The sequence below is a fragment of the Ruminococcus sp. AF20-12LB genome (assembly GCF_003478985.1).
GTDB lineage: Bacteria > Bacillota > Clostridia > Lachnospirales > Lachnospiraceae > Blautia_A.
Genome location: NZ_QUGH01000002.1, coordinates 88,328 through 111,002 on the forward strand (window position 1 = coordinate 88,328; position 22,675 = coordinate 111,002).

A 22,675-nucleotide genomic window follows, 5' to 3' on the forward strand; every position below is an offset into this window, starting at 1 on the left:
GAGATCCGGAGTTTTTTTTATGCCTGAAAATGAAAATTATCATGGAAGCAGGATAGTAAATGATAAGATTTTTCAAAAGTACGTTAAAAAAAACACAAAAAATATCGAAAAAGTCTTGTCGAAACAGAAATAACGTGATATGATGATTCCGGAAATCGAGCTAATACACTTCTTGATTGCGGAGGAAGAGTGTTTTTCTCTTTTATTTGGGTGCAAATTGATAAAAAAACTCAAATAAGTGTTAGTTGGGATTTCATTTTTTTGTTCATATATTGTTAAAAAAAAGACAATATATGAACAAGAATATCTACTATAAACGTCAGATTTTAGACTAAGAAAGGATAATGAAAGGTATGAAGTACAGTTATTATCCGGGTTGCACCCTGAGAACAAAGGCCAGAGATCTGGATGAGTATGCCAGAGCCAGTGCCACAGCCCTTGGGTTTGAGCTTGAGGAAATCGAGGATTGGCAGTGCTGTGGTGGTGTTTATCCGCTTGGCACAGATGAGATCGCCACAAAGCTTTCTTCCGTCCGTGCGCTGAACCAGGCAAAAGAAAAAGGCCAGGATCTGGTGACAATCTGTTCTGCCTGTCATCATGTGATCAAGCGTGTCAATGATGATATGAAAAACGTGGAAGATATCCGGACCAGAGCCAACAATTATATGCAGCTGGAAGCTCCCTATGAAGGAGAGACAACCGTTCTCCATTATCTGGAGGTTCTCCGGGACAGAGTCGGTTTTGATAAACTGAAAGAAAAAGTAGTAAATCCTCTTACCGGAAAGAAGATCGGAGCCTATTACGGATGTCTGCTTCTGAGACCTGGAAAGATCATGGCATTTGATGATCCGGAAAATCCAAGGATCATGGAAGATTTTATCCGTGCCCTTGGCGCTGAGCCTGTGATCTATCCTTACAGAAATGAATGCTGTGGAGGATATATATCCCTGAAAGAAAAAGAAATGTCACAGAATATGTGTGAAAAGATTGAAGAAAGCGCAGCAGGCTTTGGCGCAGATATGCTGATCACTGCCTGTCCGCTCTGCAAATACAATCTGAATAAAAATTCCGGAAATAAAATGCCGGTTTACTATTTTACAGAGCTTCTGGCAGAAGCCCTTGGCGTCAAAGAGGAGGTGGCAAAATGAGAGATAACCATTCTGCTGCGGAAAAAATAAAGGAGATCAGCGGAACCAATCCTCTGAAATGTATGAAGTGTGGCAAATGCTCTGCTACCTGCCCATCCTTTGACGAGATGGATATCAAGCCTCATCAGTTTGTGTCCTACGTGATCAATGAAAATATCGAAGCACTTGTAAATTCAGCATCTTTGTGGAAATGTCTTTCCTGCTTTGCCTGTGTGGAGCGGTGTCCGAGAGACGTAAAACCCGGAAAGATCATTGACGGGGCAAGACAGCTGGTTGTTCGGGAAAAAGGCGGCGACTATCTTTCACCAAATGAAATTCCGGAGCTTCTTGATCCGGAGCTTCCTCAGCAGCTGCTTGTAAGTGCGTTCAGAAGATACAGGAGGTGAGAAAGTGCAGAGAATCGGTGTATTTGTCTGTCATTGCGGAAGTAATATTGCCGCTACGGTAGACGTGAAAAAAGTTGTGGAGATCATTGCAAAAGAGCCTGGAGTTGTCCACGCAGAAGATTATCAGTATATGTGTTCCGAAGCAGGACAGTCCAGGATCCAGGAAGCCATCCGTGAAAAAAATCTCACAGGAGTGGTTGTCTGTTCCTGTTCTCCGCGTATGCATGAGGCAACTTTCCGTAAAGCAGCGGAAAAGGCCGGCCTGAATCCATATATGGTGGAGATCGCAAATATCCGTGAGCATTGTTCCTGGATCCACAAGGATATGCAGGAGGCTACGGAAAAGGCCGTGATCCTTGCAAGAGCAGCAGTAGCAAAAGTCAATTTAAATGCTCCTCTTCAGCCGGGGGAAAGTCGGGTTACAAAGAGAGCCCTGATCATCGGAGGCGGTATCGCCGGAATCCAGACGGCTCTTGATATTGCCGATGCAGGCTATGAAGTTGATATTGTGGAAAAAACACCAAGTATCGGCGGAAGAATGTCACAGCTTGACAAAACCTTCCCTACTCTGGATTGTTCCGCATGTATCCTTACTCCAAAAATGGTGGAGGCTGCAGCTCACGAAAAGATCAATATCTATACATACAGTGAAGTAGAAAAAGTTGCAGGTTTTGTAGGAGATTTTACTGTTGATATCCGCAAAAAAGCGCGAAGTGTCAACATGGACAAATGTACAGGCTGTGGAGTCTGCCAGGAAAAATGTCCTTCCAAAAAGATTCCCAATGAGTTCAACAGAGGGCTGAACAACCGGTCAGCTATTTATACTCCGTTTGCACAGGCGATTCCAAATGTTCCTGTGATCGACAGAGAGCATTGCCTGAAATTTAAGACAGGCAAATGTGGTGTCTGCTCCAAAGTATGTCAGGCGGGAGCCATTGATTACGATCAGCAGGATGAGATCGTAACACAGAAATACGGAGCTATCGTGGTTGCAACCGGATTTGATACCATCAAGCTTGACAAATATGATGAATACGCATACAGCCAGAGCAAGGATGTGATCACATCTCTGGAGCTGGAGCGTATCATGAATGCTGCAGGACCTACAAAAGGACATCTTGAACGCCTTTCCGATGGAAAAGCACCGAAGGAGATCGTATTTATCCAGTGTGTTGGAAGCCGTTGCTCCGATGACCGTGGAAAGCCATACTGTTCCAAGATCTGCTGTATGTACACAGCTAAGCATGCCATGCTGATCCGTGATAAATATCCGGATACCAATGTGACGGTATTTTATATTGATGTCCGTACACCTGGTAAAAACTTCGATGAGTTTTACAGAAGAGCAGTTGAGCAGTATAACGTAAACTACATCAAAGGTCAGGTAGGAAAAGTGATCCCGCAGCCGGATGGAACACTTCTTGTTCAGGGCTCGGATCTTCTTGACAATAAGCAGATCTTCAAGAAAGCAGATATGGTAGTTCTTGCAACAGCCATTGAGCCGAATCCGGATGTACGTAAGATCGCTACCATGCTTACTGCAAGTATTGACACCAACAATTTCCTTACAGAAGCCCATGCAAAGCTTCGTCCTGTAGAATCACCGACAGCAGGAATTTTCCTTTCCGGTGTATGCCAGGGACCAAAGGATATCCCGGAGACAGTTGCCCAGGCAGGAGCTGCGGCTGTAAAGGCTATAGGACTTCTTGCAAAGGACAAGCTGACCACCAATCCATGTACGGCAAAATCCGACGAGCTTCTCTGTAACGGATGCTCTACCTGTGCTAATGTATGTCCTTACGGAGCGATTTCCTATGAGGAGAAACAGGTCAACGATCACGGTATCCGTGAGACAAGAAGAGTTGCGGTTGTCAATACAGCACTTTGCCAGGGCTGCGGTGCCTGCACAGTAGCCTGCCCGTCAGGAGCCATGGACCTTCAGGGCTTCTCCAACAGACAGATTATCGCGGAGGTGGATGCAATATGTCGATAGAAACAAAGGAAGAATTCAGACCAAAGATCGTGGCATTCTGCTGTAACTGGTGCAGTTACGCCGGAGCAGACCTTGCAGGAAGCAGCCGTTTGAGCTATCCGGCGGATGTAAAGATCATCCGTGTTCCATGTTCCTGCCGTGTCAATCCCATGTTCATCCTCCGTGCCTTTGAAAAAGGAGCTGATGGTGTGATCATGTGCGGATGCCATCCGGGAGACTGCCATTACAGTACCGGAAACTATTATGCAAGAAGACGTATGACACTTCTGTTTTCAATGCTGGATTATATTGGGGTGGAAAACGGAAGAACACGTGTGGAATGGGTATCTGCCGCAGAAGGCGTGAAATTTTCACAGACTATGAGTGAGTTTGTTGAGAAGATCCATTCACTTGGTAAAAACGTTAGATTGGAGGATATAAGATGCAGGAGCTGATAAAACGTGCAAAAGAACTGCTTGCAGATGGCACGGTAGTCCGGGTTCTTGGGTGGAAAGCCGGAGATCTTGCCTTTAATCCGGAACCAGCCTATTTTGAAACACCGGAATCTCTGGAGGATTTTGTCTATGATGGATTCTGCGGTGCCAATTTAAGCAAATATATGATCGAAGCTTCCAAGCTGGAAGGAAAAACCATGGTCTGTCTGAAGCCCTGCGATACATATAGCTTTAATCAGCTTTTGAAAGAGCATCGTGTAGATAGAGAAAAAGCCTATATCGTAGGCGTTGGCTGTAAAGGAAAGTTGGATATTGAAAAGATCCGCAAAATGGGGATCAAGGGTATCCGGGGAATTTCCGGAGCAGAGATTACCGGAGATGCAGAGACATTGACTGTGGATACTGTTTACGGAGAAAAAACCTGTGCATACAAAGATGCCATGCTGGAACGCTGCCATGTATGTAAAGGAAAAGAGCATAAAATTTACGATGAACTGATCGGTGAGTCAAAGGAGACAAAGGACGCTGACCGTTTCGCAGAAGTTGAGCGGATCGAGGCAATGAGTCCGGAAGAAAAATTTGCATTTTGGCAGAGCGAGCTGAGTAAATGTATCCGCTGTAATGCCTGCCGTAATGTATGTCCGGCCTGCAGCTGCCGCAAATGCGTTTTTGACAGCAACAAATTCGACAGCGCCCAGAAGGCAAATGTGGATTCCTTTGAGGAAAAGATGTTCCATGTGATTCGTGCCTTCCATGTAGCCGGAAGATGTACGGACTGTGGCGAGTGCAGCAGAGTCTGCCCGCAGGGAATTCCCCTTCATCTGTTTAACCGTAAGTTTATCAAGGATATTGATGCGTTTTACGGTGAGTATCAGGCAGGCGAGGATGCGGAGTCAAAGGGTCCGCTTACCAGCTTTACCTTTGAGGATGTAGAGCCAGGGATCGTGGCAGAAAGGGGATAATGTATGTATAAGATCGCAGCAGAAAATCTGCCGGCATTATTCCGGAAAATTGCCGCAGACCAGGAATTATATTTACCGGTAAAGGTAAGTGAACAGGTGAACTTCAAGGCATGGAGTGAGGATGCAGAAGTTTCCCTTGAAACACTGAAAACCGTGAAATCACCGAAGGATGCTTTCTTTCCGCAGAGTGAAAATCTCTATACCTGTAAAAAAGACGGAAAAAATATCAGCATTGAGCCTCAGGCACTGAAAGACCAGAATTTTGTTGTATTCGGAATGAGAGCCTGTGATGTACAGGGTGTGAAGGTTCTCGACAAGGTATTCCTTGGGGATCCGGTGGATACTTTTTACCAGGCAAGAAGAGAACATGGAACTATCGTAGCTCTTGCCTGTCATGAACCGGAGGAAAGCTGCTTCTGTAAAGTATTTGGCATTGATGCCGCAGATCCGGAAGCAGATGTTGCAGCCTGGATCATCGAGGGAGAGCTTTTCTGGAAGCCTCTCACAGAAAAGGGAAATGCTCTGACAGAAACTGTGAAAGAGCTTTTGACAGATTCTGATGAGACAAGGGTAGAAGAGGAAAAGAAGGCGATCAGTGATATTATCGAGCTTCTTCCATATACACATCTTTCACTGGAAGGATGGGCACAGGAGGAATACATGGATCGTTTCAATTCTCCTGTATGGGAGAAGCTGTACAAGCCTTGTCTTGCCTGCGGAACCTGTACCTTCGTATGTCCGACCTGTCAGTGCTATGATATCAAGGATTACGACACAGGACACGGTGTTCACCGTTACCGCTGCTGGGATTCCTGCATGTATTCTGATTTTACCATGATGGCTCACGGAAACAACCGTACCAGCCAGATGCAGAGATTCCGTCAGAGATTTATGCATAAGCTTGTTTATTATCCGTTAAATAATGACGGCATGTTCTCCTGTGTTGGCTGCGGCCGCTGCGTGGAGAAATGTCCGGAATCTTTAAATATCGTAAAAGTCATCAAGGCCTTTGAAAAACAGGGAGGTGAAAAGAATGAGTGAATGTACCTGTCATAAAAATTATACACTGGATACGTTGATCCCCAAGGTTGGCGTGATCACAGATATCCGTCAGGAGACACCGGATGTAAAAACTTTCCGTGTGGAAGCTCCGGAGGGTGGAAAGCTTTTCGAGCATATGCCAGGACAGTGTGCCATGGTCTGTGCACCAGGCGTCAGTGAAGGTATGTTTTCCATTACTTCTTCTCCGACTGTAAAAGATTATCAGGAATTCAGTATCAAAAAATGCGGATCCCTTACCGATTATCTTCATAGCCTTCAGGTTGGAGATGAGATCGCAGTCCGCGGACCATACGGAAATCATTTTCCGGTGGAAGATAAATTAAAGGGAAAAAATCTCCTGTTTATCGCAGGTGGAATCGGTCTGGCACCTCTTCGTTCCGTGATCAATTATGTGCTGGATAACCGTGAGGATTACGGAACAGTAGATATTCTCTATGGTTCCCGTTCTGCAGATGATCTGGTGCAGCTTAAGGAAATCCAGGAAGTATGGATGAAAACAGAAGGTGTAAATGTATATCTTACCATTGACCGCGAGCAGGAAGGCTGGGACGGTCATGTGGGATTTGTTCCGAATTATCTGAAGGAGATTGGCTTTGATACCAATAAGACCGCTCTGGTCTGCGGCCCGCCGATCATGATCAAATTCGTTCTGGCAGGACTGGAAGAGCTGGGCTTCTCCAGAGATCAGGTATATACCACACTGGAACTTCGTATGAAATGCGGTGTCGGAAAATGCGGCCGCTGCAACATCGGAGACAAATACGTCTGCAAAGACGGCCCGGTATTTAGATGTGATGAGGTTGATGAATTACCTAATGAGTATTGATAAGCAATGAGCAGTGCACAGACGTTGATAAAAACAGATGCGTCATGCTTGCATGTAAGCAGCTGTTTTTATCGGCGGCTGTATAGGGCGAATGCCCTCGAGCGAGATGAAGCGAAGCAGAATCGAGCCTGGCACTGCGGGGTACAGTACACAGCCATGGGAACCATCTCGCTAAGCTGCCAATTTTAGGAGCGTTGCGACGGGCACGTGTGAGATGGCTGTTCCACATGGCGTACGATTTGGATAAAAGAAAGGACACCAACATGGAAAATAATATGGTAAACGTATATTTTTTCGGTAAAAAATACAGCGTTCCCGGTGATCTGACCATTATGACAGCTATGGAATATGCCGGTTATACATTAAAAAGAGGATGCGGCTGCAGACACGGGTTCTGCGGCGCCTGCGCGACCATCTACAGGATCAAGGGACAGAATGAACTGAAAACCTGTCTCGCCTGTCAGACACAGGTGCAGGAGGGAATGTATGTGGCAAGCATCCCGTTCTTCCCTACAGACAAGAGACTTTATAATATAGAAGACCTTAAGCCGAACCAGCAGGTAATGATGGAACTCTATCCGGAGATCTACAGCTGCATCGGATGCAACGCCTGCACAAAGGCCTGCACACAGGACTTAAATGTCATGCAGTATATTGCATATGCACAGAGAGGCGAGCTTGAGAAATGTGCAGAAGAATCCTTTGACTGTGTAAGCTGCGGCTGCTGTTCCGTAAGATGTCCGGCAGGAATTTCCCATCCGATGGTAGGCCTTCTGGCAAGACGTCTCACCGGTAAATATATCGCACCGAAAAGTGAACATCTGGAGAAACGTGTGGAAGAGATCCACGAGGGCAAATTTGATGATATGATCGAGAAGATCATGCAGAAGCCGATCACAGAGATGCAGGAACTTTACAACAGCAGAGAAATTGAGAAGTAGGAGGGCGTAAAACATGTATGCACCATATCCAGAAAATATGATGGAATCCATCAAAAAGGTAGAGGCTACAAGAGCGGAGCGTATGGCAACAGAGCCAAGACGTCTGAGTGCAGATGAGAAAGATGCTCTTCTCAAAAAATTCCATCCGGATTATAACCCGGATGCATTTGCAGAGATCAAGGTAGGACCGAACAAGGGACAGAAAGCACCACTGGAACTGACAAAAATGCTCCATTCAGAAAGCCGTCTGCTCAACGAAAAAATCGATCTTACAAAAATCGATTATGATGTAGATGTACTCATCATCGGTGGTGGCGGAGCAGGATCTTCCTGTGCCATCGAGGCTCATAACGCAGGTGCCAACGTTATGATCGTCACAAAGCTCCGTATCGGTGATGCCAACACCATGATGGCAGAAGGTGGGATCCAGGCAGCAGATAAAGAAAATGATTCCCCGGTACAGCATTATCTGGACTGCTTTGGAGGCGGACATTTTGCCGCAAAACCGGAGCTTGTAAAAAGACTGGTAATGGAAGCCCCGGATGCGATCAAATGGCTCAACGACCTTGGTGTTGAGTTTGATAAAGCAGAAGACGGAACCATGGTCACTACACATGGCGGCGGTACCTCCAGAAAGAGAATGCATGCTGCAAAGGATTATTCCGGATCAGAGATCATGCGTACTATCCGTGATGAGGTCTTAAACCTTAAGATCCCGGTAGTGGAATTTACCTCCGCCGTAGAGCTTCTGAAGGATGAAAAAGGACAGGTTTCCGGTGCAGTCCTTCTTAACATGGAAACCGGAGACTATTCCGTTGCAAGAGCAAAAACAGTTGTAATTGCAACCGGTGGTGCAGGAAGAATGCATTACCAGGGATTCCCGACATCCAACCACTACGGAGCAACTGCTGACGGACTTGTACTTGGATACAGAGCAGGCGCTTCTCTTCTTTATCAGGATTCTATCCAGTATCATCCAACAGGTGCGATCTATCCGTCACAGATCCTTGGTGCCCTGGTAACAGAGAAGGTTCGTTCCGTTGGTGCACAGCTTGTAAACGCAAACGGAGAAGCTTATATTCATCCGCTGGAAACCCGTGACGTAAATGCTTCCGGTGTTATCCGAGAGTGTGAGGAAGGCCGTGGCGTTGAAGTTCCAGGCGGACGAAAGGGTGTATGGCTGGATACTCCGATGATCGAGATCCTGGGAGGTGAGGGAACTATCGAAAAGAGGATCCCTGCCATGTTCCGTATGTATATGAACTACGGCATTGATATGAGAAAAGTCCCGATCGTGATCTATCCGACCCTTCATTATCAGAACGGTGGTCTTGAGATCAACGGAGACGGATTTACAAAAGAAATCCCGAACCTTCTGGTTGCAGGAGAGGCGGCAGGCGGAATCCACGGAAGAAACCGACTGATGGGCAACTCTCTTCTTGATGTAATTGTATTCGGACGAAATGCAGGTAAAAAAGCAGCTGCCAAATGCAAAGAGGTAGAGCTTGGCACCATGAACCTGGATCATATCAAAAAATATGAAGAGGAATTGAAAAACGCAGGAATCGACACAGGAGAAGTATCTCCTATGCTTTTGCCTGAATATGCTCGTCACGAACGCTGAAAATGTGCTATTATAGTAGAAAACATATGAGATAAGCGAAAGGGGTCTATTATGAGAGAAATCGAAGTAAGCAGACTTACAGAAGTCATCGAAAAACTCTGTATCGAAGCCAATGAACATCTCCCGGAAGATGTGAAGGATGCTATCAAAACCTGCCGCGCCTGCGAGGACGGCGAGATCGCAAAAGGTGTCCTTGATAATATTATCGAGAATTTTGATATTGCGGACAGTGAGAATGTTCCGATCTGTCAGGATACCGGAATGGCATGCGTATTCCTTGAAATTGGCCAGGATGTCCACTTTACAGGCGGAAATTTAAATGATGCCGTCAATGAAGGTGTACGCCGCGGATACGACAAAGGTTACCTGAGAAAATCCGTTGTCAAGGATCCGGTACGCCGTGGAAATACAGGTGACAATACACCGGCTATGATCTATACAGAGATCGTTCCCGGAGATCAGGTGAAAGTAACAGTAGGACCAAAAGGCTTCGGAAGCGAGAACATGAGCCAGATCCGTATGTTCAAGCCATCTGCAGGCCTTCAGGGAATCAAGGATTTCATTCTTGAAGTTGTAGAAACGGCAGGTCCGAACCCATGCCCGCCTATGGTAGTTGGTGTTGGTATCGGAGGAACTTTTGACAAATGTGCACTTCTTGCAAAGAAAGCGCTGATGCGTCCTCTGAACACAGAGAACCCGGATCCTTACTATGCAGATCTTGAGAAAGAAATGCTGGAGAAGATCAACAAGCTTGGCATCGGTCCCCAGGGCTTTGGCGGAAAGACAACAGCTATCGGTCTGAACATTGAGACTATGCCTACTCATATCGCAGGTATGCCATGTGCAGTTAACATCAACTGCCATGTGACACGTCATAAAACGGAGGTGTTTTAATATGGAAAGAAGAAAGATCACACTGCCTCTGACAAGAGAGCTGGCAAGAACTCTCCATGCAGGCGACCAGGTTTTACTGACAGGAACCATTTATACATCCCGTGACGCAGGTCATAAGAGAATGTGCGAGGCCCTTGCAAAAGGAGAAAAGATTCCTTTTGACCCTACAGACGCTACCATTTACTATGTAGGTCCGACTCCTGCAAAACCAGGCGAAGTCATCGGTTCCGCAGGCCCTACAACCAGCGGCCGCATGGATGCCTATGCACCGACCATGATGTCCGTAGGCGCCAGAGGAATGATCGGAAAAGGTGCCCGCCTTCCGGAAGTCGTAGATGCAATGAAAAAATATGACGGCGTATATTTCGGAGCCATCGGCGGTGCAGGAGCACTTCTTGCAAAATGCATCAAAAAAGCAGAGCTTATCGCATACGAAGACCTCGGAGCAGAAGCACTCCGCAAGCTTTATGTGGAAGACATGCCGCTTGTAGTCATCATTGACAGCGAGGGAAATAATCTCTACGAAGAGGGACGTGCAGAGTACCTGAAAGACCACGCAGAATAATCTTTTGCTCTACAATATGATATTGTGATATATTTCAAAAAGGAATAAAAAGAATAAAAGTCCGACAGTAAATGCTGAAGATCCGTGCAGAAGCATTTATTGCCGGGCTTTTTAATTTTAACATTTTAATTTTAATTTGATCAATCTTGATAAAATGATTAAATTGAAGTTGACAATGATAAAATTGATTTATATACTTGAAGTAAATAAAATCGAAAAAAGAGTGACAAAGAAGGTGATGGAAAATATATGAGACGGTTTGATTATCAGGAAAAGTGGAAAAATCTGTTGACTCCTGAAATTGTATCTTATCTGACACAGATACATGAATTTAAGGGAGAACAAACTCTTTTTATTGAGGCCAAAGCAGATACTCTTACACAATTAGTTGAAATCGCTAAAATTCAAAGTACGGAAAGTTCCAACAAAATAGAAGGTATTTATACATCAGACATCAGATTGCGGGAATTGGTAAGAGACAAAACAAGGCCAAGGACAAGAAATGAACAGGAAATTGCCGGATACAGAGATGTATTGAATACAATTCATGAAAGCCATGACCATATCCCGCCAAAGTCTGCGATTATTTTACAGCTTCACAGAGATTTGTATAAATTTGAAAGCTACAATATTGGAGGGAAATATAAAACTGCAGATAATGTCATTGAGGAAGAAGATTCTCAGGGAATAAAAAAAATACGGTTTAAACCAGTACCGGCATGGGAAACACCGGAAGCAATAGAAGAACTGTGCAGAGCATTTGAAGAGGCAATGGCAACAGGAAAAATAGATCCACTTCTTTTGATTCCAATGTTTATTCTGGATTTCCTATGCATACATCCGTTTAATGACGGCAATGGAAGAATGAGCCGTTTACTTACACTGTTACTTTTGTACAGATCCGGCTATATTGTGGGAAAATATATCAGTATCGAGAGAATGATAGAAAATTCGAAGGAATTATACTATGAATGTTTAAGGGAAAGTTCTGAGAACTGGTATGAGAATAAGAATGATTATATACCATTTGTAAAATATATGCTTGGCGTTATCGTAGGAGCATACAGAGAGTTTTCTTCAAGAATAAAATTGCTGATGACACAGAATATATCAAAACCGGAACGAATAGAAGAGATTATAAAAAATACTCTGGGAACAATTACAAAAAAGGAAATCGCAGAAAAATGTCCGGATATCAGTGTGGTAACGATACAGAGAACACTGGCAGAATTACTGACAGCAGAAAAAATTTTAAAAATCGGCGGCGGCAGGTATACGAAATATACCTGGAATAATGAACGATAGATGGGAGATAAAAATGATCACTGGTGAATTAAAAAATAAAATAGATGGTTTATGGGATATATTTGCGGCAGGAGGACTTGTCAATCCACTGGAAGTAATCGAGCAGATTACATACCTGATGTTTATTCATGATCTGGATGATTCCGATAATATGCGTGCAAGAGAAAGTGCAATGCTTGGCTTGCCATTTCAGAGTATTTTTGCCGGAGAAGTAAAAATAGGTGAGAGAACAATTGACGGAAGTCAGCTGAAATGGTCCGTATTCCATGATTTTCCGGCAGACAGAATGTATATGATCATGCAGGAATGGGTATTTCCGTTTATAAAAAATCTTCATAATGATAAAAACAGTGCATATTCCAAATATATGGACGATGCGATATTTAAGCTTCCGACACCACTCCTTTTATCCAAAGTGGTGGATTCTCTGGATGAAATTTATAAACTTATGAATGAAATCCAGACAGCAGATGTCAGAGGAGATGTATATGAATATCTTCTTTCAAAAATAGCTCAGTCCGGACGGAATGGACAGTTCCGTACACCAAGACATATTATCCGGATGATGGTTGAGATGATGGATCCGTCCAGCGATGAGATTATCTGTGATCCGGCATGTGGAACCTCCGGATTTCTGGTTGCAGCAGGAGAATATCTGAAAGAAAAAAGAAAAGAAGAAATTTTTTATGATAAGCAGAAAAAAGATCATTACATGAATCATATGTTCCATGGGTACGATATGGACCGTACCATGCTTCGTATTGGAGCCATGAATATGATGACTCACGGAATAGAAAATCCTTATATTGAGTATCGGGACAGCTTATCTGATCAGAATGCAGATAAAGATCAGTATTCCCTTGTGCTGGCAAATCCTCCTTTTAAAGGAAGCCTGGATGCAGAATCTGTTTCCGGAGATCTTCTTAAAGTTTGCAAGACAAAGAAAACGGAACTTTTATTTCTTGCTTTGTTCCTGAGGATTATGAAAATCGGAGGAAGATGCGCTTGTATTGTACCAGATGGTGTACTTTTCGGATCATCACGGGCACATAAATCCATTCGAAAAGAAATTGTTGAAAATCAGAGACTGGAAGCTGTGATATCCATGCCTTCCGGTGTATTTAAACCCTATGCAGGAGTATCCACAGCAATCCTCATTTTCACAAAAACAGAACATGGCGGAACTGATCAGGTATGGTTCTACGATATGAAAGCAGACGGATTCAGTCTGGACGATAAACGTACTCCTGTTACAGAAAATGACATTCCGGATATTATAGAACGTTTCAAAAACCTTGATAAAGAAGCAGAACGGAAACGAACAGACCAGTCATTTATGGTACCGAAAAAAGATATTGTGGAAAATGATTATGATCTCAGTATCAACAAATACAAAGAAATCGAATACACCCCGGTGGAATATCCGCCAACATCAGAAATCATGGCCAATATTCGGGAGCTGGAGCTGGAGATCGGAAAAGAAATGGATGAGTTGGAGCGGTTGTTGGGATTATAGAAGAAAGGATGGCAGATTCGAAAATTCGGGTTTGTAGGGGTGATGTAGATGGAAGTAATGATGAAAGAACTTGGTGAAATTATCACAGGTAATACACCAAGTAAAAAGACTGAAGCGTTTTGGAGTTCAGAAGATATTTGCTTTATAAAACCAGATATTATTGCAGATGATGGCATTAACGAGATTGTGGATTCAAATGAATATATATCTGAAAATGCAAGAAAAAAGGCAAGAATTGTTGGCAAAAACTCAATCTTTATTACTTGTATTGGCAGTATTGGGAAAATTGGAATTGCTTCAGATGGAGAATATGCATTTAATCAGCAGATAAATGCAATTATTCCAAATGATAGGGTACAACCCAAATATTTGGCATATAATTTGTTGTTCAATAAGCCAAGATTTGTTGCCATAGCAAATGCTCCTGTTGTTCCGATAATAAATAAGAGTCAGTTTGGAGAGTTTACTGTAAATATTGAAACTGATATTGATAGACAGTGTGAAATTGTCGATGTTTTGGATAAATTTACACAGATTATTCAGCAAAGGAATAAAGAAATATCTGCTTTAGATGAGCTTATCAAAGCCCGATTTGTCGAGATGTTTGGGGATCCGGTTATGAATGAAAAAGGGTGGATAACGAAATCTTTATTAGATATGGGGCGGTGTAAGAATGGAATGAATTTTCATTATGACGATGAGGGCGTTGAAATTAATTGTTTAGGTGTGGGAGATTTTAAAGAGCTTTCTATAATTGACAATACAGATGAACTTCCGACAGTTTCATTAAAAGAAATGCCTTCAGAAGAATATCTGTTAAAAGATGATGATATAGTTTTTGTTCGTTCTAATGGTAACAAAGCCCTGGTTGGACGTAGTATAGCGGTGTATCCGGGAAATGTTCCAACAACTTTTAGTGGATTCTGTATTAGATATAGAAAACATGACAATGAGATTATTGTTCCGTATTTGTTAAGGGCACTAAAGGCAGATTCAATGAGGATGAAAATGACTGGTAGAGGAGCAAATATTCAGAATTTGAATCAACAGATACTGGGCACGCTTGTCATTCCTGTTCCGCCAATTGAACTTCAAAATCAATTTGCAGATTTTGTCAAACAAGTCGACAAATCAAAAGTTAAAGTACAAAAAGCACTGGATGAAACACAAAAGTTATTCGATAGTCTGATGCAACAATACTTTGGCTAGAAAGGGGAGAAGCTGAATGGCGATAATGACGGTGTATCATGGTGGATATCAGGCTGTAGAGAAACCGGAAATCAGAAAAGGTCGTAATACAAAAGATTTTGGAACTGGTTTTTACTGTACGATTATAAAAGAACAGGCTCAAAGATGGGCCAGGAGATATGATACGAAGGTTGTATCTGTCTATGATGTGCGTTTAAAATCGAATCTGAAAATAAAAGAATTCAAAGATATGACAGAAGAATGGTTGGATTTTATAATTGCATGTCGAAGTGGGAAAGACCATGAATATGATATTGTAATCGGTGCAATGGCAGACGATCAGATTTATAATTTTGTTTCTGATTACATGGACGGTACGATTACCAGAGAACAGTTCTGGGTTCTGGCAAAGTTCAAGTATCCAACTCATCAGATAGCATTTTGTTCCAAAGAATCATTGAAATGCCTGAAGTATAGAGATTGTGAGGTGCTATAAATGGCAGGAGAAGGACGTGAAAGCAAAAAAGATAATGATTTATTTTACACATGCAGCCTGATTGATTACATTGCACGGAAAACAAAGAATACACGGGCAGATGTTGTAAATAAGCTTGGAAAGCAGAGGATTGATAAAATTTATGACCTTGCAGATGTCTACCATTGTGATAACATTGACAGAGTCAGTGATGATTTTATCGAAGAAGCAGGAATACAAGAGGGAAAATTTGACAATGTGGGTGATTGTAAATACAGCATTCCATCACATTGGGATATTGGAAAAGTATATAAGCGGCTGATAAAAATGGTTGCAGCAGATGAAGGTATTGGAATTATAGAAGCTTTAATAAAAGTATACAATTCTTTTATCAGTGCAAAGATTGATGACTACAACAGCAGTGTATATTACGAAAATCCGTCATATATATTTGAATCGTACCGAGAAAACAAAATGCTATAAACAAAATGGTTGAAGGATGCTGGTATATTTTGAAAGGAGTATGCCAGCATGGAAGAAAAAATAGTAAAAATACTGAATGAAATGTCAGAATATCTGTCAATTACACAAATGAAAAAACTTCAGGAAGTAATCTTAAAAGTATGTGCAGAGAATGAAGCTGATAAAATGGAAATATCCAATACAGATTTTCTTAGAATGTTTTTGGATGCAAAGAGGATCGAAGGCTGTTCAGAAAGAACCATTCAATATTATAAAGTTACAGTGGAACATTTGCTATCCCATATTGAAACATCTGTAAGGAAGATCACAACAGAGGAAATACGGACATATCTGGCAGAATATCAGAAGAATAATAAATGTTCAAATGTTACGGTGGATAACATTCGAAGAAACATTTCCAGCTTTTTCTCCTGGTTAGAGGAAGAAGATTATATTTTAAAAAGCCCTATGAAACGGATTCATAAGATTAAAACTAAAACGGTAGTAAAAAGCATTATTACAGATGAAGGGATTGAACGACTCAGGGATAACTGTAAAGAAATCAGGGATCTGGCAATTATAGATTTGCTATATTCTACAGGAATACGAGTAGGTGAACTGGTAAATCTGAATGTTGATGACATTGATTTAGAAGGGCGTGAGTGCATTGTATACGGAAAGGGAGACAAAGAGCGGCGTGTATATTTTGATGCAAAAGCGAAGGTGCATTTAAAAAAATATATTGATCACCGAAAAGATAATAATTCTGCATTGTTTGTGACCCTGGATGCACCACATGACAGGCTAAAAATAAGCGGAGTGGAAATTCGTTTAAGGGAATTAGGAAGACGAATTGATTTGGAACGCATTCATCCCCATAAATTTCGAAGAACCATGGCAACCAGAGCAATAGATAAAGGAATGCCAATAGAACAGGTGCAAAAAATATTAGGACATTCACAAATTGATACAACGATGCAGTATGCGATGGTGAATCAAAACAATGTCAAAACATCTCATCAGAAATTTATGAGCTGAATTTTATTCAAATTCGGGTTTGTAGGGATGAGAATATGATTAGGCTTGGAGATGTTGCGACTTATATTAATGGTTATGCTTTCAAACCAGAAGATAGAGGTGAAGAAGGGTTACCAATTATTCGGATCCAGGATCTTACTGGTAATGCGCATGATTTAGGATTCTATAATGGTGAGTATCCAAAGAAAGTGGAAATAAATGACGGAGATATATTGATATCTTGGTCTGCAAGTTTAGGAGTGTATATTTGGAGCGAAGGTAAAGCTTTATTAAATCAGCATATTTTTAAAGTTGTGTTTGATAAAGTAGCTATTGACAAAAATTATTTTGTATATGCTGTTCGTCGGAAATTAGTCGAAATGGGAATGAAAACACATGGAGCAACTATGAAACATATCGTAAAGAAAGATTTTGATGCGACGTTGATTCCATATCCAACATTAGATAAGCAGGCAGAGATTGCTGTTAATTTGAATAAAGTTTCCAGCATTATAGAGGCTCGTGAGCAAGAATTACAGTTATTGGATAATCTCATCAAAGCCCGATTTGTCGAGATGTTTGAAAAAGGAAATCATGAAATAGTAAAAGCATCTGAAATATGTGATTTTATAACGAAGGGAACAACTCCTACAACAGGAGAAATTGCAGAAGAATATAATGATGGAAAGATTCCATTTTTGAAGGTGTATAATCTAAGTTTTACAGGGGAAATGCTATTTGAGAATAATCCTCAGTATATACCCAAAGAAACGCATGATGGAAAGTTGGCTCGATCAAAGGTGTATCCTAATGATGTGTTAATGAATATTGTTGGACCACCATTGGGAAAATTTGCACTTGTTACAGATGAATTTGATGAGTGGAATATAAATCAGGCGATTGCAATATTTAGGGCAAAAGATCGTATATTGCCTAGATTTTTACTACATGCTTTGATGCAACCGAAAGTCCTAGAACCTTTTATTGGACAAGCAGTAGGAATCAGACAACAAAATTTAAGCCTTGAACAGTGCAGAAGTTTACAAATTCCTTTGCCTTCATTGGAAGAACAACAATCTTTTGTCGAGTTTGCTAAACAGGTCGACAAATCAAAATTTATCAATCAGCTTTTATAGAAAATGGAATTATATATGTCACGATACAATCGAGAAAGTGAAATAAAGCAAAAGAAATGTTTTTGAAGATACATGAGAGAAATTGCTTACTGCGAGGGGAATGAAATTTACAATGGTATATTTTTAGAAGGGGGTTAAATATGCAAAATGAAATAATCTTATTTGAAACTGCTGATAAGGAAATAAAATTAACTGTGTCTGTCAAAAATAATACCGTATGGCTTAATAGGAATCAGCTAGCTAAATTATTTGGAAGAGACGTAAAGACAATTGGTAAACATATTAATAATGCATTAAAAGAAGAACTGGATAATTCAGTTGTCGCAAATTTTGCGACAACTGCTTCAGATGGAAAGGTGTACCAAGTAGAACATTATAATTTAGATATGATTATTTCTATAGGCTATAGAGTCAAATCTAATCGAGGTGTGGAATTTAGAAAATGGGCAAATAATGTTCTGAAACAGTATATCTTACAAGGCTATGCAATCAATGAAAAAAGATTAGAAGCCTTACAGAGAACAGTAAATATTCAAACCAAAATGCTTGCATGTACTTTGGAAATAGATGAATCAGAGGTGCTAAAAGCTGTTGATTTATATACAAATGCCTTGATGTTATTAGATCAGTATGATCATCAGTCGATTAAAAAGCCTGCAGGAAATAAAGCTATATACAGAATTACATACGAGGATTGTAGAAATATGGTGAATGCAATGGAAGATTCATTTCATTCGGATGTCTTTGGTGTTGAAAAAGAAATGGGAAAAGTTGAAGGTATTCTTGCAGCAATTTACCAAAATGTTTTCGGAGGAGAGGTTTATCCTTCTTTAGAAGAGAAAGCTGCTAATCTTTTGTATTTTATGATAAAAGATCATCCTTATGCTGATGGATGTAAGAGAATTGCTGCATCGTTATTTTTGGAATTTTTAGCTCGCAATAATATACTTTACAAAGATGAACAGAAAAGGATAAGTGATGGTGCATTAGTAGCAATTACGTTGATGATTGCAGAGTCAGATCCAAAAGAAAAAGATATTATGGTTAATTTGGTAATGAATTTATTGGCAATGTAAAGTGAAAGTAAAAGAGGGAGGTTTTACAATGGTAACAAACTTTGATTACTTAAAAAATGAATCAAAATTCTCTGCATTTGCGAATGTTGCCATCTCTGCAGAGAAAATTATATTAGCAGATCCGGATGCGAGTATTCTTAACAGCCGGCGGGCTATGGAATTTGCTGTGAAATGGTTGTATTCTGTGGAAAACAGTTTGCAGATTCCGTACCAGGATAATCTTCATACTCTGATGAATATAGAAGAATTCAGACAGTTAGTGGGACCGGATCTTTGGAAACGGATGGATTATATCCGCAGATGTGGAAACAGTGTGGCACATAGCAATAAAAAACCTGGCAGAGATGCAGCGATGCTCTGCCTTGAAAATCTGTCAATTTTTTTAGATTACGTTGCATATTGTTATGGAGAACAGTATCAGGAGCATCCATTTGACAAGTCGATTATTGATGACAGAATTGAGAAGGCAAAGGCATCCAGGGAAACAGCCAGAACAACAAAGGAAACACTTCTGAAAGAACAGGAAAAAACTGCCCAGCAGGAACTGGATCTACAAAAACTAATGGCAGAAAATACTTTCCTCAGGGAAGAACTGTCCGCACGTCATGAGAAACAGCAGCAGACATATGTTCCGAAACCTCTGGATCTGTCTGAATATGAAACCAGAAAACTTTACATAGATTCTATGCTCATTGATGCAGGATGGACACAGGGAAAAGACTGGTTAAATGAGATGCCCGTGACAGGAATGCCGAATAAATCAGGAATTGGACGTATTGATTATGTTCTCTATGATGATACAGGGAAACCTCTGGCAATTATTGAAGCAAAACGTACCTGTAAAGACGTTGCCGAGGGCAGGCAGCAGGCGAAACTTTACGCAGATCTGCTGGAAAAGAAATATGAACGACGCCCGGTAATTTTCCTTACCAATGGTTTTGAAACCCGGATCATAGACGGACAATATCCGGAAAGAAAATGTTCGGTTATTTATTCCAAACGGGATCTGGAGAAATGGTTTAATCTTTTGAATATGCGGACAAGCCTGCAGGATATTTCTGTAGATAAAAAAATTGCAGGACGCTATTATCAGGAAGCCGCGATAAAAGCAGTATGCCAGAGTTTTGATGAAAAGAATCGGAGAAAAGCACTGCTGGTTATGGCCACAGGTTCCGGAAAAACCAGAACAGTAATGGCTTTGTGCAAGGTACTGGTTGATGCGGGCTGGGTAAAGAATATCCTTTTTCTGGCGGACAGAAATTCACTGGTAACACAGGCGAAAAGAAGTTTTGTAAACTGGATGCAGGATTTTTCCTGTACAAATCTGGTTGAAGAAAAGAATAATTATATGTCGCGATGTGTTTTCTCCACATATCAGACCATGATAAACTGTATTGATACGATAAATGACAAAGAAGGAAAAGTTTTTACCAGTGGTCATTTTGATCTGATCATTTGTGATGAAGCGCACAGATCCATTTATAATAAATATAAAGATATTTTTACATATTTTGATGCACTGCTTGTAGGACTTACCGCAACACCGAAAGATGAGATTGACAAAAATACATATGAAGTATTTGAACTGGCAAACGGAGATCCCACTTATGGATATGATCTGGCGCAGGCGGTTAAGGATGGATATCTGGTTGATTATCTTTCGGTGGAATCCAGGGTGAAATTTATTGATCAGGGAATTGTATATGATGAACTTTCAGAAGCAGATAAAGAAATCTATGAAAATACTTTTGAAGACGAAAATGGAAAGCTTCCGGAAGCGATAAATTCGGCTGCATTGAATACCTGGATTTTTAACGAAGATACAATTAAAAAAGTTCTTCATGTCCTGATGAGAGATGGAATTAAAATTGAATATGGACAGAAGATTGGAAAAACAATTATTTTTGCGAAAAATCATGATCATGCGGAAAAAATCCTTGAGATTTTTAATAAGGAATATCCGCATTTAAAGAATTATGCCATGGTGATCGATAACAGAATGAAATATGCACAGAGTGCAATTGATGAGTTTTCAGATCCGAAAAAACTACCGCAGATCGCAATTTCTGTAGATATGTTAGATACTGGAATTGATGTACCTGAAGTTCTTAATCTTGTATTCTTTAAGAAAGTCATGAGTAAAGCAAAATTCTGGCAGATGATCGGACGAGGAACAAGACTATGCCCGGGATTGCTGGATGGGGAAGATAAGAAAAAGTTTTACATTTTTGATTTCTGTGGGAATTTTGAGTTTTTCCGAATGAATAAGGGAAAAGCAAGCGCAAATCTGATGGCGTTGCAAAGTGCGGTTTTTAATCTTCAGTTTGAGATTTCGTACAAGCTTCAGGATATTAAATATCAGACAGATAAATTAACTGCGTACAGGACTGCGCTTGTAAAGCACATGACTGAAAAAGTAAAAGAGCTCCCAAGAGATAGTTTTACAGTTCGCCAACATTTGAAATATGTAGAATTATATTCAGAAGAGTCGAACTATCAGATGCTTACTTATGAAGATACTTTACTTGTACGGGAAGAAGTTGCACCCTTGATTTTGCCTGAAAGTGATGAAGTAACAGCAGTACGTTTTGATGCACTTATGTATGGAATAGAACTTGCATCTCTGATTGGAAAGAAATATACAAGTGCACGAAAAGATCTTTTAAAAAAGGTTTCCGGAATTGCCGGTGTGGCAAATATACCGGAGATTCAGGCACAAGCAGGGCTGATCGATCAGATTTTGCATACAGATTATATGGAAAATGCAGGAATCAATGAATTTGAAAATATCAGGGAAAATCTTAGAGATCTTATGAAGTATATTCCGGATAAGAGCAGGAATAAATATATGACCAATTTTACAGACGAAATTCTTTCAACGGAATGGAAAGAAGCAGAATTGGAAAACGATGATCTGAAAAACTATAAGGTACGGGTAGAATATTATGTCCGGCAGCATCAGGATGACCATGTGATATCAAAGTTGAAAAAGAATCAGCCACTTACAGAAAAAGATGTAGATGAACTGGAAAAAATTCTCTGGAGCGAGCTTGGTACAAAAGAGGATTATGAAGCAGAATTTGGCAGAAAGCCATTGGGAGAATTTATCAGAGAAATGGTAGGTCTTGATATGAATGCAGCCAAGGAAGCTTTTTCAAAGTATCTTGAGGATGTAAGTCTGGACAGCAGGCAGATTTATTTTGTAAATCAGATCATTGAGTATATTGTTCATAATGGAATGATGAAGGATCTTTCTGTTTTATTGGAATCTCCGTTTACAGATCGTGGGAGTATTTCAGAAATCTTTACAGATATGAGTGTTTGGCTTGGAATAAAAAAAGTCATTGATACGATCAACGGAAATGCAGCAGCATAAACTCCACCTCTGTAAAGTGGAAAAATTTTACCCGGATTTACAATAAATTTAACCATAAATCCGGTTGACAAAACCCGGCCGGGAACGTTATAATGGCCGGGTTGATAGAATATTTTAAGAAAAAAGGCAGGTGAACAGAATGGACAGTTGTGATTCTCATGGGCGAAGTTGTAGCTCTCAGAGTGAAAGATGGAAAGAACAGAGAAGGATGAGACTGTTCCATTCTGTTTTAAGTATACAGAATATCTGTGAGAATAGTATATCTGCATATCGGAAGGATATGTATGAC

Annotated in this window: 20 protein-coding genes; all 20 read left to right on the top strand. The window is 40.9% G+C overall.

The genetic code is table 11. From position 1 onward, the window contains the following. Positions 1-353 precede the first annotated feature (353 nt). A complete protein-coding gene (locus DWX61_RS03110; protein WP_118623982.1) occupies positions 354-1,148 on the top strand; it encodes a CoB--CoM heterodisulfide reductase iron-sulfur subunit B family protein in 795 nt (264 codons plus the stop codon). Then, on the top strand, positions 1,145-1,534 hold the full coding sequence (locus tag DWX61_RS03115; RefSeq protein WP_015524685.1) for a 4Fe-4S dicluster domain-containing protein: 390 nt from the start codon (positions 1,145-1,147) through the stop codon (positions 1,532-1,534). Before DWX61_RS03110 ends, DWX61_RS03115 begins: the two co-directional genes overlap by 4 nt. A gap of 4 nt (positions 1,535-1,538) precedes the next feature. After that, a complete protein-coding gene (locus tag DWX61_RS03120; protein ID WP_118623737.1) occupies positions 1,539-3,527 on the top strand; it encodes a CoB--CoM heterodisulfide reductase iron-sulfur subunit A family protein in 1,989 nt (662 codons plus the stop codon). After that, entirely contained in the window at positions 3,518-3,961 is a 444-nt protein-coding gene (locus DWX61_RS03125; RefSeq protein ID WP_118623739.1) for a hydrogenase iron-sulfur subunit, read from the top strand. The genes DWX61_RS03120 and DWX61_RS03125 overlap by 10 nt, the downstream gene beginning before the upstream one ends. After that, positions 3,949-4,923: a 4Fe-4S dicluster domain-containing protein gene (locus DWX61_RS03130; protein ID WP_015524687.1), complete on the top strand. Its 975-nt coding sequence runs from the start codon at positions 3,949-3,951 to the stop codon at positions 4,921-4,923. Before DWX61_RS03125 ends, DWX61_RS03130 begins: the two co-directional genes overlap by 13 nt. A gap of 3 nt (positions 4,924-4,926) precedes the next feature. Further along, complete coding sequence (locus DWX61_RS03135) at positions 4,927-5,964, top strand: 4Fe-4S dicluster domain-containing protein (RefSeq protein ID WP_118623741.1); 1,038 nt, start codon at positions 4,927-4,929, stop codon at positions 5,962-5,964. Next, positions 5,957-6,811 (top strand): FAD/NAD(P)-binding protein, encoded by an 855-nt coding sequence (locus DWX61_RS03140; RefSeq protein ID WP_015524689.1) that lies wholly within the window; start codon positions 5,957-5,959, stop codon positions 6,809-6,811. The genes DWX61_RS03135 and DWX61_RS03140 overlap by 8 nt, the downstream gene beginning before the upstream one ends. Positions 6,812-7,038: 227 nt before the next feature. Then, positions 7,039-7,752 carry a 2Fe-2S iron-sulfur cluster-binding protein gene (locus DWX61_RS03145; protein WP_330383239.1) on the top strand — a complete coding sequence of 238 codons (714 nt, stop codon included), beginning with the start codon at positions 7,039-7,041 and terminating at the stop codon, positions 7,750-7,752. 13 nt (positions 7,753-7,765) lie between these two features. After that, a complete protein-coding gene (locus tag DWX61_RS03150) occupies positions 7,766-9,376 on the top strand; it encodes an FAD-dependent oxidoreductase (protein WP_118515692.1) in 1,611 nt (536 codons plus the stop codon). A 51-nt stretch (positions 9,377-9,427) separates the two neighbouring features. Further along, a complete protein-coding gene (locus DWX61_RS03155; RefSeq protein WP_118623743.1) occupies positions 9,428-10,270 on the top strand; it encodes a fumarate hydratase in 843 nt (280 codons plus the stop codon). Between the two features lies 1 nt (position 10,271). Next, positions 10,272-10,835 carry a Fe-S-containing hydro-lyase gene (locus DWX61_RS03160; protein WP_022426051.1) on the top strand — a complete coding sequence of 188 codons (564 nt, stop codon included), beginning with the start codon at positions 10,272-10,274 and terminating at the stop codon, positions 10,833-10,835. Between the two features lie 249 nt (positions 10,836-11,084). Next, positions 11,085-12,140, top strand: a complete 1,056-nt coding sequence (locus DWX61_RS03165) for a Fic family protein (protein ID WP_118623744.1) — start codon at positions 11,085-11,087, stop codon at positions 12,138-12,140. 13 nt (positions 12,141-12,153) lie between these two features. Beyond that, positions 12,154-13,656 carry a class I SAM-dependent DNA methyltransferase gene (locus DWX61_RS03170; protein WP_118623746.1) on the top strand — a complete coding sequence of 501 codons (1,503 nt, stop codon included), beginning with the start codon at positions 12,154-12,156 and terminating at the stop codon, positions 13,654-13,656. 48 nt (positions 13,657-13,704) lie between these two features. Then, positions 13,705-14,865 carry a restriction endonuclease subunit S gene (locus tag DWX61_RS03175; protein ID WP_118623748.1) on the top strand — a complete coding sequence of 387 codons (1,161 nt, stop codon included), beginning with the start codon at positions 13,705-13,707 and terminating at the stop codon, positions 14,863-14,865. A 16-nt stretch (positions 14,866-14,881) separates the two neighbouring features. Then, on the top strand, positions 14,882-15,340 hold the full coding sequence (locus DWX61_RS03180; protein WP_118064813.1) for a DUF3990 domain-containing protein: 459 nt from the start codon (positions 14,882-14,884) through the stop codon (positions 15,338-15,340). After that, positions 15,341-15,802 carry a hypothetical protein gene (locus DWX61_RS03185; RefSeq protein ID WP_118623750.1) on the top strand — a complete coding sequence of 154 codons (462 nt, stop codon included), beginning with the start codon at positions 15,341-15,343 and terminating at the stop codon, positions 15,800-15,802. A gap of 48 nt (positions 15,803-15,850) precedes the next feature. Next, the gene (xerA, locus tag DWX61_RS03190; RefSeq protein WP_118623752.1) at positions 15,851-16,819 is read left to right on the top strand and encodes a site-specific tyrosine recombinase/integron integrase; all 969 of its coding nucleotides are present in this window, start codon (positions 15,851-15,853) and stop codon (positions 16,817-16,819) included. A 35-nt stretch (positions 16,820-16,854) separates the two neighbouring features. Continuing rightward, on the top strand, positions 16,855-17,934 hold the full coding sequence (locus DWX61_RS03195; protein WP_118623754.1) for a restriction endonuclease subunit S: 1,080 nt from the start codon (positions 16,855-16,857) through the stop codon (positions 17,932-17,934). Positions 17,935-18,074: 140 nt separating this feature from the next. Then, complete coding sequence (locus DWX61_RS03200) at positions 18,075-19,010, top strand: virulence RhuM family protein/type II toxin-antitoxin system death-on-curing family toxin (RefSeq protein WP_118623756.1); 936 nt, start codon at positions 18,075-18,077, stop codon at positions 19,008-19,010. 28 nt (positions 19,011-19,038) lie between these two features. Next, positions 19,039-22,386 (top strand): DEAD/DEAH box helicase family protein, encoded by a 3,348-nt coding sequence (locus tag DWX61_RS03205; protein ID WP_118623758.1) that lies wholly within the window; start codon positions 19,039-19,041, stop codon positions 22,384-22,386. Positions 22,387-22,675 lie beyond the last annotated feature (289 nt).